Here is a 14,143-nt window from a genome sequence, read left to right on the forward strand (position 1 = left end):
GGGGGATTGGCTGGCAATGTTACAATGCGGAAAGCAAAAAGGCGACCAGTTGAGGTCGCCTTTGGCAAGATTGATGCAGAGTGTTAACAACTCACTGAGAGTTTTTAACTAATCCATCGAGGAAGCGTTCTGCATCCAAAGCCGCCATACAACCGGTGCCGGCTGAGGTGATCGCCTGACGGTAGATATGATCCATCACATCACCCGCGGCGAACACGCCTGGAATACTGGTCTGAGTCGCATTGCCCTGCAGACCCGACTGGACTTTGATGTACCCATTTTCCAGCTCAAGCTGATCTTTGAAGATGCCGGTGTTCGGGCTATGCCCGATGGCGACAAACAGACCGGCTACATTCAGCTCTTCAGTCTGCTGATCGTCCAGCGCAGAGCGCAGGCGCAGCGAGCTGACACCCATTTGATCGCCGATCACTTCATCCAGCGTCTGGTTAGTATGCAGCACGATATTGCCGTTGCGCACTTTTTCCATCAGACGGTCGATAAGGATTTTTTCCGCGCGGAAGCTGTCGCGGCGGTGAATCAAATGCACTTCTGCGGCGATGTTAGCCAGATAAAGCGCTTCTTCAACGGCGGTATTCCCCCCGCCGATCACCGCAACTTTCTGGTTACGGTAGAAGAAACCATCGCAGGTTGCACAGGCTGAAACGCCGCGTCCTTTGAACGCTTCTTCAGACGGCAGGCCCAGATAGCGGGCAGAAGCACCGGTAGCGATGATCAATGCATCAGCAGTATATTCCGCGCTGTCGCCGGTTAATCTGAACGGGCGCGTCTGCAGATCGACCGTATGAATGTGGTCGAAAATGATCTCGGTGTTGAATTTCTCCGCATGCTCCTGCATACGTTCCATCAACGCCGGACCGGTCAGATCGTTCGGGTCACCCGGCCAGTTTTCAACTTCGGTGGTGGTGGTCAACTGACCGCCTTTTTCCAGGCCGGTGATTAAAACCGGATTCAAATTGGCGCGCGCTGCGTAAACGGCAGCGGTATAACCAGCCGGGCCTGAGCCCAGGATAAGTAATTTACTGTGTTTGGCCGTGCTCATGAGACCCTCATTATTTGTCTGGCAAACATTTTTCGATTGTAGGGAATTTAACGCGGCAACAAAAGCATTCTGCAATTTTGTTAACGATGACTGCGAAAGGTTTGACCAATGGACCCTTTCACCTTGCGGAAGAGTTGTGCGCTATTTTGGGGCAAACGCTGACACCTGACAGTGCAATGCCCTGAAAATATCCATTTAAAAACAGTCACGCAGCGATACTTCTGGCATGTTGTACTGGTTTTAGTTGTTTTGCTTTGACAATCGGCTGCGCTTTTGCGAAAACAGTGTAGGAAGCAGAGGGGATTTAGGTTGGCAAAACAGATTTTCATTCCATGTTTTGGCACGCTAGCCGAATAAACTCAGTCTGTCATTGGTCATGACGCATGGTGTGGACAGACAACATGCGTCATACGGATGGGCGTTTTGCAAGAAGCGCAACAGGCTCCTGACTTCACTTAGAACAACCCTGCACATCGAATGCGCCAGGGTATGGCAAGTAAAGGGAAGGCATTAAGAGAGACAATAATAATGGTAGACAATAAAAAACGACCTGGTAAAGATCTGGACAGGATCGACCGCAACATCCTTAACGAACTGCAAAAGAATGGTCGAATTTCTAACGTCGATCTTTCCAAGAGTGTGGGTTTATCCCCGACACCCTGCCTTGAACGTGTCCGTCGCCTCGAGCGCCAGGGATTCATCCTGGGTTATACCGCGCAGCTGAATCCACACTATCTGGACGCGTCACTGCTGGTATTCGTTGAGATTACTCTGAATCGTGGTGCACCGGATGTGTTTGAGCAATTTAACGCCGCCGTGCAAAAACTTGAGGAAACTCAAGAGTGTCATCTTGTTTCAGGCGATTTTGACTATCTGCTGAAAACCCGTGTTCCTGATATGTCGGCTTACCGTAAATTGCTGGGCGAGACCCTGCTACGTCTGCCGGGCGTGAACGATACGCGGACCTATGTCGTCATGGAAGAAGTGAAACAAAGTAACCGCTTAGTCATTAAAACGCGGTAACACAGGGCAGGTGCAAAACCTGATAGTTTTCGGTACACTCCTGTGAATTCATACAGGTTCAGCGTCGGGCTCGCCCGGCGCTGTTGCCTCCATAGTTTACAGGCCCCTGGAGAGTACTCTTGAGCCAGGAATACACAGAAGATAAAGAAGTATCCTTACAACCGCTTAGCAGTGGGCGTCGTCTGCTCGAAGCGTTGTTGATTGTTGTGGCTCTTTTTGCCGTTTATCTGATGGCAGCGTTGGTGAGCTTCAATCCTTCCGATCCCAGCTGGTCCCAGACCGCCTGGCATGAACCTATCCACAATGTGGGCGGCGGCATTGGCGCCTGGCTTGCGGATACCCTGTTCTTCATTTTTGGTGTGATGGCCTATGCCATTCCTCCGGTCATTTTAGGCCTTTGCTGGATCACTTTCCGTCAGCGCCACTCTCAGGAATTCATTGATTACTTCGCAGTCGCCCTGCGCCTGATTGGCGTGCTGGCTCTGGTGATCACTTCATGCGGCCTTGCGGCGCTGAATGCCGATGACATTTGGTACTTCGCTTCGGGTGGCGTGATTGGCAGCCTGCTGAGTAATGCCATGGCGCCATGGTTCAGCAGCGCCGGTGGCACCTTGACGCTGCTGTGCATCTGGGCTGCGGGATTAACGCTCTATACTGGCTGGTCCTGGCTCACTATCGCTGAGAAAATCGGTGGTGTCGTGATGGGCGTGCTGACTTTTGCCAGTAATCGTTCGCGTAACGATGAGCGCTGGCATGATGATGAGTATGAAGACGAGCAGGGCGAAGCGGCTCCGGCCGCACCTGTCCTGAAGCAAAGCGCCCGCAGCGAAGAAGATGATGTGCTGCTGTCTGCGCCGAAGAAAATACTGCAGGACGATGAGCATGAAGCAGAGGACAACGATCCGCTTCTGAGCAAATCGGCTGTGGCTGCAACTGCTGCACCATTGGCTGCGGCTCCGCAAGCTGAAGAGGCTCCTGCTGCCCCGGTTTCTCCGGTCGCCAGCGTTCAGCCTGGGCATGTTCCCGCTGAGCCTGCTTATGCTCCCGCTCAGGCGGCGACTCCCGTGACTGCCCAGCCTGTTGCGGCTGCGCCAGTAGCACAAACGCCTGAACTTTACCGCTTTGAAATGCCGGCTGAGACCACGCCTGCACCTTCAGTGCAGGTGGATGACGAAGATGAAGGGCCACGGATGGGGAACTGGCGAGACAGTTCTTCGCCATTCGACTTCTCTGCTCCGCAGTCCACTCAGCCAACCGATATGGCTGCTGGCACTCAGGGTGTCGTGGCTGCGGCTAAAGTCGCGGCAGCGTCCGCGCCGTTTATGCCGGGATTCAGTGCGACCAGTGAGGCGCCGGTTAACCCTCAGGTTAAGCAAGGCATCGGCCCGGCATTGCCGCGTCCTAACCCAGTTAAATTGCCAACGCGTCGTGAACTGGCATCTTATGGCATCAAATTGCCTTCTCAGCGTATGGCTGAAGAGAAGGCGAAAGAAGAGCAGGAACTGCTGGGATCCCCCTCCGCCACTCTGCCCGCTGCGGATGAAGATGCGATGGAGCTGGAAGAGGCCCATCTGCGCGAGGCCTTTATGGCTCAGCAGCAGACGCGCTATGGCGAAGAGTTCGCAGAAGATGATGAAGCCGCTCTGCAACAGGCTGCATTGGCTCGTCAGTTTGCTGAACAACAGCAGCAACGGTATGGCGAAGAGGACCAGCAGCAGGCTCCGTCCTTCAAACTGGATACCGCCGGAGCGTTCGATTTCTCTCCAATGGATGATTTGGTGGATGACGGCCCAAGCGAGCCGCTGTTTACCTTACCCGCAGAGACCGATAAAGCCGCAGAGCAGTGGCAACAGCACAGTTCTACGCCTGAACATGCGCCGGTACAGCAACCCGTCACGCCATCATGGCAGACGCCTCCGGCTCAACCGGTAGTACAGCAGCCACAGGCTCCGGTTACTCCGTCATGGCAGACGCCTCCGGCTCAACCGGTAGCACAGCAGCCACAGGCACCCGTTGCTCCATCATGGCAGACGCCTCCGGCTCAACCGGTAGCACAGCAGCCACAGGCACCGGTTGCCCCATCATGGCAGGCTCCTCAGGAAGCAGCGCCTGAGCCAGAACCGGCGAAACCGGCTGAAGATAGCTTGTTCCACCCGTTCCTCGTGCGTCATGAGCAACGTCTGGAACGCCCAACCACCCCGTTGCCTTCGCTGGATTTGTTGACCGAACCGCCGATTGAAGCTGAACCAGTCGATATGTTTGCCCTGGAGCAAATGGCCCGACTGGTTGAGGCCCGTCTGGCTGATTACCGCGTGAAAGCCGAAGTGGTTGGCATCTCACCAGGTCCGGTCATTACGCGTTTCGAACTGGATTTAGCACCGGGCGTGAAAGCGGCCCGTATTTCTAACCTGTCTCGTGACCTTGCCCGCTCGCTTTCAGCCGTTGCTGTCCGCGTGGTGGAAGTGATCCCTGGCAAGCCGTATGTTGGCCTGGAGCTGCCTAATAAGCATCGCCAGACGGTCTATATGCGTGAAGTGTTAGAGTGCGCTAAATTCCGCGATAACCCCTCACCGCTTGCCGTGGTATTGGGCAAAGATATTTCGGGTCAGCCGGTGATCGCGGATTTGGCCAAGATGCCTCACCTGCTGGTGGCCGGTACCACCGGTTCTGGTAAGTCGGTCGGCGTTAACGCCATGATTATCAGCATGCTGTATAAAGCCTCGCCGGAAGACGTGCGCTTTATCATGATCGACCCGAAAATGCTGGAACTGTCGGTCTATGAAGGCATTCCTCATCTGCTGACCGAAGTCGTTACCGACATGAAAGACGCCGCCAATGCGCTGCGCTGGAGTGTCGGTGAGATGGAGCGTCGTTATAAGCTGATGTCGGCGCTGGGTGTGCGTAATCTGGCAGGCTACAACGAGAAGGTGGCTCAGGCTGAAGCGATGGGGCGTCCAATTCCGGATCCATTCTGGAAACCGGGCGACAGCATGGATGCCAAGCCGCCGGTGCTGGAAAAACTGCCATATATCGTGGTGCTGGTCGATGAGTTCGCCGACCTGATGATGGCGGTGGGCAAAAAAGTTGAAGAGCTGATTGCCCGCCTGGCACAGAAAGCGCGTGCCGCAGGGATCCACCTGGTTCTGGCGACACAGCGTCCGTCGGTCGATGTGATTACCGGTCTGATCAAGGCTAACATTCCAACGCGCATTGCGTTCACCGTTTCAAGCAAGATCGACTCCCGTACCATTCTCGATCAGGCAGGCGCTGAATCGCTGCTGGGAATGGGTGACATGCTTTATATGCCACCAAACTCCTCGATGCCTGTGCGTGTTCATGGTGCCTTCGTGCGCGATGAGGAAGTTCACGCCGTTGTGCAGGACTGGAAGGCGCGCGGTCGTCCGCAATACATCGAGAGCATCACCGCTGGCGAAGAGAGCGAAGGTGGTCTGACGCTGGATGGTGATGAAGAGCTGGATCCGCTGTTCGATCAGGCCGTTGGCTTTGTGGTGGAGAAACGTCGTGCGTCTATTTCTGGTGTGCAGCGTCAATTCCGCATCGGCTACAACCGTGCGGCGCGTATTATCGAACAGATGGAAGCACAGGGGATTGTCTCTTCACCGGGCCATAACGGTAACCGTGAAGTGCTTTCCCCTCCGCCACATGAGATGTAAGTCGGCTGTCAGGTCAGTTTTGCCTTAAAATACGGGCCGGGGAGACCCGGCCCGTTGAGTTTCCGGGGCTTATCCCCATATCAGACAGTATTGCCAGTTTCATTCAGGGGATCCCCTGTTGATTTCGCTAGTGCCTGGCTACAGTTATCCTCCCAGGCTTCCCCGCTTATCGGGATAAAAAGTTTTAATAAGGATGCCCTAATGAAAAAATTATTGATCTCCTGCTGTCTGCTGACCGCCTTTGCCTCTGCAAGTGTACTGGCCGATGCGTCTTCAGACCTGCAGCAGCGTCTGGACAAAGTGAAGAGCTTCCACGCCAGCTTCACGCAGAAAGTCACTGACGGTAGCGGACAGTCCGTTCAGGATGGGGAAGGTGAGCTGTGGGTTAAACGCCCGAACCTGTTCAACTGGCATATGACCGCACCGGACGAAAGCGTGCTGATTTCTGATGGTAAAACGCTGTGGTTCTATAACCCGTTTGTTGAGCAGGTCAGTGCAACCTGGCTGAAAGATGCCACCAGTAACACGCCGTTTATGCTGATCGCGCGTAATCAGGGCAGTCACTGGAAGCAGTACAACATTAAGCAGCAGGGCGACAACTTCGACCTGACCCCTAAATCTACCGATGGCAACCTGAAGCAGTTCACCATCAATGTTTCCACTAACGGCACCATAAACCAGTTCAGCGCCGTGGAGCAGGATGGACAGCGCAGCAGCTATGCACTGAAGAGCCAGCAAAATGGGGCTGTTGAAGCCAGTAAGTTCCAGTTCACACCGCCAAAAGGCGTGACGCTGGACGATCAGCGTCAGTGAGGTTAGCGTGAATACTCTGTCTCTGGATTTCTCCCACAATGAATTTCAGCCTCTGGCCGCCCGTATGCGGCCAGCAACGCTGGCAGAATATATTGGGCAGCAACACCTGCTGGCTGCCGGTAAGCCTCTGCCACGCGCCATCGAGGCTGGGCATCTGCATTCGATGATCCTGTGGGGGCCGCCAGGGACAGGAAAAACCACGCTGGCCGAAATTATCGGCCGTTACGGCCAGGCTGATGTGGAACGCATCTCCGCAGTGACGTCGGGCGTAAAAGAGATCCGCGAAGCCATCGAGCGCGCGAGGCAAAACCGCGATGCCGGGCGACGCACCATCCTGTTTGTCGATGAAGTTCACCGTTTTAACAAAAGTCAGCAGGATGCGTTTCTGCCACATATTGAAGATGGCACCATCACCTTTATCGGTGCCACAACGGAAAACCCGTCGTTTGAGCTAAATTCAGCACTGCTTTCCCGTGCCCGCGTCTATCTGCTGAAATCGCTAACCAGTGAAGACATCGAAATCGTGCTCGATCAGGCCATGAAAGACAGCGATCGCGGTTATGGCAAAGAGAATATCGTTCTGCCTGAGGGTACGCGCAGGATGATTGCCGAACTGGTTAACGGCGATGCTCGCCGTGCGCTAAACACGCTGGAGATGATGGCCGATATGGCCGAGGTCAACAGCAAAGGCAAGCGGGAGCTGACGGCTCAACTGCTGAACGAAGTGTCAGGCGAACGCAGCGCCAGGTTCGATAATAAAGGCGATCGCTTTTACGATCTGATTTCGGCACTGCATAAATCGGTACGTGGCTCAGCACCTGATGCCGCCCTGTACTGGTATGCCCGTATTATTACCGCGGGTGGCGATCCGCTGTACGTTGCCCGTCGCTTGCTGGCAATCGCCTCGGAGGATGTGGGGAATGCCGATCCCCGGGGAATGCAGGTCGCTATTTCCGCCTGGGACTGTTTCACTCGTGTTGGGCCAGCGGAAGGGGAACGCGCGATTGCCCAGGCTATCGTCTATCTGGCTTGTGCACCGAAGAGCAACGCGGTTTATACCGCGTTTAAAGCCGCGATGCGCGACGCAAAAGATAATCCAGATTTCGATGTGCCTGAACATCTGCGAAACGCGCCGACCAAGCTGATGAAAGAAATGGGCCTGGGTGCGGAATACCGATATGCCCACGACGAGCCGAACGCCTATGCGGCTGGTGAGGACTACTTCCCCTCTGAAATGGCACAAACGCGGTACTACCGACCGACTTCCAGAGGTCTTGAAGGGAAGATCGGTGAAAAGCTAGCCTGGCTGGCTGAGCAGGATCAAAATAGCCCGACAAAACGCTACCGTTGACACTGACGTTGCGGTAAGGTTAGCAAGGAATTCAACGCATTCGCACGCCGGATGCGCCCCTCATTTACTCACTCGAATAATCACAGGACAAGCATGCTCGATCCCAATCTGCTGCGTAATGAGCCAGACGCAGTCGCTGAAAAACTGGCACGCCGGGGCTATAAGCTTGACGTTGACACGCTGCGTTCGCAGGAAGAGCGCCGTAAAGTTCTGCAGGTCGAAACCGAAACACTGCAGGCAGAACGTAACTCCCGGTCCAAATCTATCGGGCAGGCCAAGGCGCGTGGGGAAGACATCGAGCCATTACGTCAGGAAGTGAACGCGCTGGGCGAAAGCCTGGATGCGGCCAAAGCGGAACTGGACGAACTGCTGAACGCCATTCGTGAAATGGCTTCTGCTATCCCGAATATCCCGGTTGATGAAGTACCACTGGGTAAAGACGACAGTGAAAACCTCGAAGTCAGCCGCTGGGGAACCCCGCGTGAATTTGATTTCGCCGTTCGCGATCACGTCGAACTGGGTGAAATGGCGTCCGGTCTGGATTTCGCCATGGGCGCCAAACTGACAGGTTCACGCTTTGTGGTGATGCAGGGTCAAATTGCGCTGATGCACCGTGCGCTGAGCCAGTTTATGCTGGATCTGCACACCGAGCAGCACGGCTATCTGGAAACTTACGTTCCTTACCTGGTGAACCATGCGTCTTTGCACGGCACCGGCCAGCTGCCTAAGTTCGGTGAAGACCTGTTCCACACTCGTCCGCTGGAAGAAGAAGCGTCCAGCAGCGATTATGCGCTGATCCCGACTTCAGAAGTACCGCTGACCAATATGGTTCGCGATGAAATTCTGGAAGAAGAGTCTCTGCCGCTGAAGTTCACCGCGCATACACCTTGCTTCCGTTCAGAAGCCGGTGCCTATGGTCGTGATACCCGTGGCCTGATCCGTATGCACCAGTTCGATAAAGTTGAAATGGTGCACATTACCCGTCCGGAAGATTCCATGGATGCTCTGGAAGAACTGGTCGGACACGCGGAGAAGGTGCTTCAGCTGCTGGAACTGCCATACCGTAAAGTGTTGCTTTGCACCGGTGATATGGGCTTTGGCTCATGCAAAACTTACGATCTGGAAGTGTGGCTGCCAGCGCAGGACACCTACCGCGAAATTTCTTCCTGTTCAAATATGGGCGATTTCCAGGCGCGTCGTATGCAGGCTCGTTGCAGACCGAAAACCGAGAAGAAAACCCGCCTCGTTCATACCCTTAACGGGTCTGGTCTGGCAGTGGGTCGTACGCTGGTGGCGGTGCTGGAAAACTACCAGCAGGCTGATGGTCGCATCGCGGTGCCTGAGGTTCTGAAGCCATATATGAAAGGTCTTGAGTTCGTCGGTTAATTTCTGACGTGCTCCTGCTAAAAAGCCTGCTGGTTACGCCCGCAGGCTTTTTTTTGTTTAAGGCCCGGCGTATAGCAAAAATCGTCTGCATCGCTACGGCAATATTTTTTAATCAAAGTAATCAATGGGACAGGAAAATTATCTGATTATGAGACTCGGGTGTAAATAAAAGCGTCATAATTTCAATCGGTTAATCGTGCCCCGTAAATCAGTCTGTTTCTGCCTTCTTTGGCATGATAAGTAATTTAAATCATCGCTAATCCCTTTGGGCTTCAGCCTTTTTTTGCCAGATTGACTTTTATTCCGTCAGTGGCATTATGCGCGCAAAATCATCTCTTCTTTTGGTAGTTCCGCCACTATGTCCACCTGGTCTCGCCCTGTTATTGTGCTGCTTTGCGGCCTTCTGCTGCTGACGATTTCGATCGCCGTGCTGAATACGCTGGTGCCGCTTTGGCTCACGCACGATTTCCTGCCAACGTGGCAGGTTGGGGTGGTCAGTTCTTCTTACTACACCGGTAATCTGGCAGGCACTCTGGTTGCAGGTTGGGCAATCAAACGACTGGGCTTTAACCGCAGCTATTACATCGCTTCAGTGCTCTTTGCGCTGGCTACCGCCGCGTTAGGGCTGGAAAGCGGTTTCTGGGTTTGGGCTATGTGGCGTTTTGTTGCCGGAATTGGCTGCGCACTGATTTGGGTTATCGTTGAAAGCGCCTTGCTGTGCAGTGGAACGCTACGTAATCGTGGTCAGCTGCTGGCTGCCTATATGATTGTCTACTATATCGGTACCGTTGCCGGTCAGCTGTTGGTGAGCAAGGTTTCCACAGAACTGCTGCATGTTCTGCCGTGGGTAACCGGTATAATCGTGGCGGCTATCCTGCCGCTGGTCTTCACCAAAGTGACGGCCAAAGGGGACGACACGGAAGCCGCACCAGGACGTATGTGGCCAATGCTGCGCCGTCGTAGCGCGCGTTTGGGTATCAACGGCTGCATCATCTCCGGCATCCTTCTTGGTTCGTTATATGGTCTTATGCCGCTGTATCTTTCCCATCAGGGGATGAATGATGCCACGGTGGGATACTGGATGGCTTTGATGGTCAGCGCCGGAATTGTCGGGCAATGGCCTGTGGGTCGCCTGGCCGATCGCTATGGCCGCCTGCTGGTGCTGCGCGTACAGGTGTTTGTGGTTATCCTCGGCGCCTTTGCGATGTTGGGTAATGCGGCAATGGCACCTGCGCTGTTTGTGTTGGGTTGTGCCGGCTTTACGTTGTATCCGGTTGCCATGTCCTGGGCCTGTGAAACGGTCGCTCATCATGAGCTGGTCGCAATGAATCAGGCTCTGTTACTGAGCTATACCGTTGGCAGTCTGCTTGGCCCTGCGATGACCTCAATGCTGATGCAGAACTATTCTGACCCTGTGCTGTTTATGATGATTGCCGCTGTGGCCTTTGTCTATTTGGTGATGCTGCTGCGTAAATCTGATAAGCAAGCCACGCCATTCGCGCAAGCCTGATACTGCGTACGCAATAAAAATGGCGCCATTGGGCGCCATTTTTGTTTGTGCTGTTTGAGAGGATCAGTACATCACCTTGTGACCGTAACCTTCAAGAATGGATTTAACCCGGTCCATCGTTTCCGCCTTCGGTGGATGCACGCCGTCCAGTTTGTACTCCTCACCCATCGCGACCCATTTATGCTTGCCTAATTCGTGATAAGGCAGCAGCTCGATTTTTTCCACGTTGCCCATATCACGGGTGAATTCACCCAGACGGTGTGCGGAATCATCATCATCAGAATAACCAGGCACCACAACATAACGGATCCAGGTGCGGATTTTCTTCTTAGCCAGGTAGCGGGCAAAATCCAGCGTGCGGTGGTTAGAAACCCCCACCAGGACCTGGTGAACATCATCATTGATCTGCTTCAGATCCAGCATCACCAGATCGGTCACTTCCAGCAGTTCATCAATGACCGGGTCATAGCGACGGACAAAACCGTTGGTATCGAGGCAGGTATTGATGCCTTCAGCGTGGCAGGCTCGGAACCAGTCCCGCACAAACTCCGCCTGTAAAATTGCTTCTCCGCCTGAAGCCGTCACGCCGCCGCCGGACGCATTCATAAAGTGACGATAAGACACCACGTCCTTCATCAATTCCTCAACGGTAATCTCTTTACCGCCATGGGTATCCCAGGTATCACGGTTGTGGCAGTAGAGGCAGCGCATCAGGCAGCCCTGGAAGAAGGTGATAAAGCGGATGCCGGGACCGTCTACAGTCCCGCAAGATGCGAATGAGTGGATACGGCCGGTGACTGACATTGCGATGAGTTCTCCACGGTAGACCTGCCTTTAGCAGGTACGCAGTCTTTAGCTGCGTTAAGTCTGTTTTGCCAGCGGTCTGGTTGGACGGTCAGGCTGCTGGCAAACAAGGCTTTTGAAAAGGCTCCACCGAAGTGGAGCCTTACTGCTTCGCTAATTACATACTCTTAGTGAAGGTACGGGTGATCACATCCTGCTGCTGCTCTTTAGTTAATGAGTTAAAGCGAACGGCATAACCCGAAACGCGAATGGTCAGCTGCGGATATTTTTCCGGATCTTCCATCGCTTCTAACAGCATCTCGCGGTTCATCACGTTGACGTTGAGGTGCTGACCGCCTTCGATATTGGCTTCATGGTGGAAGTAACCATCCATCAGACCAGCCAGGTTCGCTTTACGCACATCATCATCTTTGCCTAACGCATTCGGCACGATGGAGAAGGTGTAAGAGATCCCGTCTTTCGCGTAGGCAAACGGCAGTTTAGCGACCGATGTCAGTGAAGCGACTGCACCTTTCTGATCGCGACCGTGCATTGGGTTAGCACCTGGTCCAAATGGTGCGCCAGCGCGACGGCCATCAGGTGTGTTACCGGTTTTCTTACCATACACCACGTTAGAGGTGATGGTGAGCACAGACTGAGTAGGAACGGCGTTACGGTAAGTTTGCAGTTTCTGAATTTTCTTCATGAAACGTTCAACCAGGTCGCAGGCAATGTCATCTACACGGGAGTCGTTGTTACCAAACTGTGGATATTCGCCTTCAATTTTGAAGTCAACAGCCAGACCATCTTCATCACGAATGGTGGAGACTTTCGCGTATTTGATAGCCGACAGGGAGTCAGCCGCAACGGACAGACCAGCGATACCACACGCCATAGTGCGATAAACATCACGGTCATGCAGCGCCATCAGTGAGGCTTCATAGCTGTATTTGTCATGCATATAGTGAATGACGTTCAGCGCAGTCACATACTGTTTGGCCAGCCAGTCCATAAAGTGATCCATACGATCCATCACTTTATTGTATTCCAGCACGTCGTCCATCATTGGCGCTTCTTTCGGGCCCACCTGCATTTTCATTTTTTCATCCACGCCGCCGTTGATGGCATACAGCATGGTTTTAGCAAGGTTGGCACGCGCACCGAAGAACTGCATTTGTTTGCCGACAATCATCGGGCTTACACAACAGGCGATGGCATAGTCATCGTTGTTGAAGTCAGGACGCATCAAATCGTCGTTTTCATACTGGACAGAAGAGGTATCGATCGAGACTTTCGCCGCAAATTTCTTAAAGTTCAGCGGCAGCTTTTCAGACCACAGAATGGTCATGTTCGGTTCCGGTGAAGGCCCCATAGTGTAAAGGGTATTCAGGAAACGGAAGCTGCTTTTGCTCACCAGCGTACGGCCATCAACGCCCATACCCGCCAGGGATTCTGTTGCCCAGATTGGGTCACCCGAGAACAGTTCATCGTATTCCGGCGTACGCAGGAAGCGAACCATACGCAGTTTCATCACCAGGTGGTCAATCAGTTCCTGAGCGTCGGTCTCAGTAATTTTACCTGCCTGCAGATCCCGTTCGATATAGATATCCAGGAAGGTAGAAACACGGCCGAACGACATTGCTGCACCGTTCTGAGATTTCACTGCGGCCAGATAACCGAAGTAAGTCCACTGAACCGCTTCCTGCGCCGTTTTCGCCGGGCCAGAAATGTCACAACCGTATTTTGCTGCCATCTCTTTGATCTGCTGCAGCGCATGATGCTGATCGGCAATCTCTTCACGCAGACGAATAGTGGCTTCAAGGTTTACGCCATTTTCCATATCTGCCTGCAGCGAGGTGAACTGCGCAAATTTGTCTTTCATCAGCATGTCGATGCCGTACAGGGCAACACGACGGTAGTCACCGATGATGCGACCGCGACCATACGCATCTGGCAAACCGGTCAGCACGCCAGATTTACGGCAGCGCAGGATGTCCGGTGTGTAGACGTCGAACACGCCCTGGTTATGGGTTTTACGGTATTCGCTGAAGATTTTTTTCAGGCCTGGATCCAGTTCACGACCGTAAACTTTACAGGAGCCTTCCACCATTTTGATGCCGCCGTAAGGGATCAGGCCGCGTTTTAATGGCGCTTCAGTCTGCAAACCCACGATGGTTTCCAGTTTTTTATTGATGTAGCCCGCATCATGAGAGGTGATGGTCGAAGCCAGGTCGGTATCAAAATCTACTGGCGCATGGGTACGGTTTTCCTGTTTGATGCCTTCCATCACCTTGTCCCACAGGGACGTGGTGGCTGCGGTGGCACCGCTCAGGAAGGATTCATCACCTTCATACGGGGTATAGTTTTTCTGAATGAAGTCACGCACGTCAATGCTGTTCTGCCATTCGCCTTGTGCAAAGCTTTCCCAGGCCGCGACCTGTTTTTCGTTGTGCTCGCTCATTTGATACCTACCTTAATTACGTGGAGTTCTGGTGTTCCTGCTGCCAGCCGTCAGCAACAGGCGCTAAATCAGTTTGTGGCGC

At 53.7% G+C, this 14,143-nt stretch carries 9 protein-coding genes; 6 read left to right on the forward strand and 3 right to left on the reverse strand.

Features of this window, described 5'->3' with window-relative positions:
• Positions 1-91 precede the first annotated feature (91 nt).
• A complete protein-coding gene (trxB, locus tag E2F51_RS14775; RefSeq protein ID WP_013201513.1) occupies positions 92-1,060 on the reverse strand; it encodes a thioredoxin-disulfide reductase in 969 nt (322 codons plus the stop codon).
• A 528-nt stretch (positions 1,061-1,588) separates the two neighbouring features.
• Here trxB and lrp point away from each other — a divergent pair.
• The 6 genes from lrp (at position 1,589) to E2F51_RS14805 (ending at position 10,817) form a co-directional block, all read left to right on the forward strand.
• Positions 1,589-2,083 carry a leucine-responsive transcriptional regulator Lrp gene (gene lrp / locus E2F51_RS14780; protein WP_013201514.1) on the forward strand — a complete coding sequence of 165 codons (495 nt, stop codon included), beginning with the start codon at positions 1,589-1,591 and terminating at the stop codon, positions 2,081-2,083.
• A gap of 119 nt (positions 2,084-2,202) precedes the next feature.
• On the forward strand, positions 2,203-5,757 hold the full coding sequence (locus E2F51_RS14785; RefSeq protein WP_134823815.1) for a DNA translocase FtsK 4TM domain-containing protein: 3,555 nt from the start codon (positions 2,203-2,205) through the stop codon (positions 5,755-5,757).
• Positions 5,758-5,958: 201 nt separating this feature from the next.
• Positions 5,959-6,570, forward strand: a complete 612-nt coding sequence (lolA, locus tag E2F51_RS14790) for an outer membrane lipoprotein chaperone LolA (RefSeq protein ID WP_134823816.1) — start codon at positions 5,959-5,961, stop codon at positions 6,568-6,570.
• A 7-nt stretch (positions 6,571-6,577) separates the two neighbouring features.
• Complete coding sequence (locus E2F51_RS14795) at positions 6,578-7,921, forward strand: replication-associated recombination protein A (protein ID WP_053145798.1); 1,344 nt, start codon at positions 6,578-6,580, stop codon at positions 7,919-7,921.
• Positions 7,922-8,014: 93 nt separating this feature from the next.
• The gene (gene serS, locus E2F51_RS14800; protein WP_013201518.1) at positions 8,015-9,307 is read left to right on the forward strand and encodes a serine--tRNA ligase; all 1,293 of its coding nucleotides are present in this window, start codon (positions 8,015-8,017) and stop codon (positions 9,305-9,307) included.
• Between the two features lie 358 nt (positions 9,308-9,665).
• On the forward strand, positions 9,666-10,817 hold the full coding sequence (locus tag E2F51_RS14805) for an MFS transporter (protein ID WP_013201519.1): 1,152 nt from the start codon (positions 9,666-9,668) through the stop codon (positions 10,815-10,817).
• Between the two features lie 63 nt (positions 10,818-10,880).
• Here E2F51_RS14805 and pflA read toward each other — a convergent pair whose 3' ends face one another.
• Positions 10,881-11,621, reverse strand: a complete 741-nt coding sequence (gene pflA / locus E2F51_RS14810) for a pyruvate formate lyase 1-activating protein (protein WP_134823817.1) — start codon at positions 11,619-11,621, stop codon at positions 10,881-10,883.
• A gap of 157 nt (positions 11,622-11,778) precedes the next feature.
• On the reverse strand, positions 11,779-14,061 hold the full coding sequence (pflB, locus tag E2F51_RS14815) for a formate C-acetyltransferase (RefSeq protein WP_134823818.1): 2,283 nt from the start codon (positions 14,059-14,061) through the stop codon (positions 11,779-11,781).
• Positions 14,062-14,143: the final 82 nt, after the last annotated feature.

Origin of the sequence: Erwinia sp. QL-Z3 (genome assembly GCF_004551645.1) — a bacterium.
GTDB lineage: Bacteria > Pseudomonadota > Gammaproteobacteria > Enterobacterales > Enterobacteriaceae > Erwinia > Erwinia billingiae.

Bases quoted from the DNA above. Each gene is read 5' to 3' on its own strand.
- trxB (WP_013201513.1), bottom strand. From the start codon at position 1,060: ATGAGCACGGCCAAACACAGTAAATTACTTATCCTGGGCTCAGGCCCG.
- lrp (WP_013201514.1), top strand. From the start codon at position 1,589: ATGGTAGACAATAAAAAACGACCTGGTAAAGATCTGGACAGGATCGAC.
- E2F51_RS14805 (WP_013201519.1), top strand. From the start codon at position 9,666: ATGTCCACCTGGTCTCGCCCTGTTATTGTGCTGCTTTGCGGCCTTCTG.
- pflA (WP_134823817.1), bottom strand. From the start codon at position 11,621: ATGTCAGTCACCGGCCGTATCCACTCATTCGCATCTTGCGGGACTGTA.
- serS (WP_013201518.1), top strand. From the start codon at position 8,015: ATGCTCGATCCCAATCTGCTGCGTAATGAGCCAGACGCAGTCGCTGAA.
- lolA (WP_134823816.1), top strand. From the start codon at position 5,959: ATGAAAAAATTATTGATCTCCTGCTGTCTGCTGACCGCCTTTGCCTCT.
- pflB (WP_134823818.1), bottom strand. From the start codon at position 14,061: ATGAGCGAGCACAACGAAAAACAGGTCGCGGCCTGGGAAAGCTTTGCA.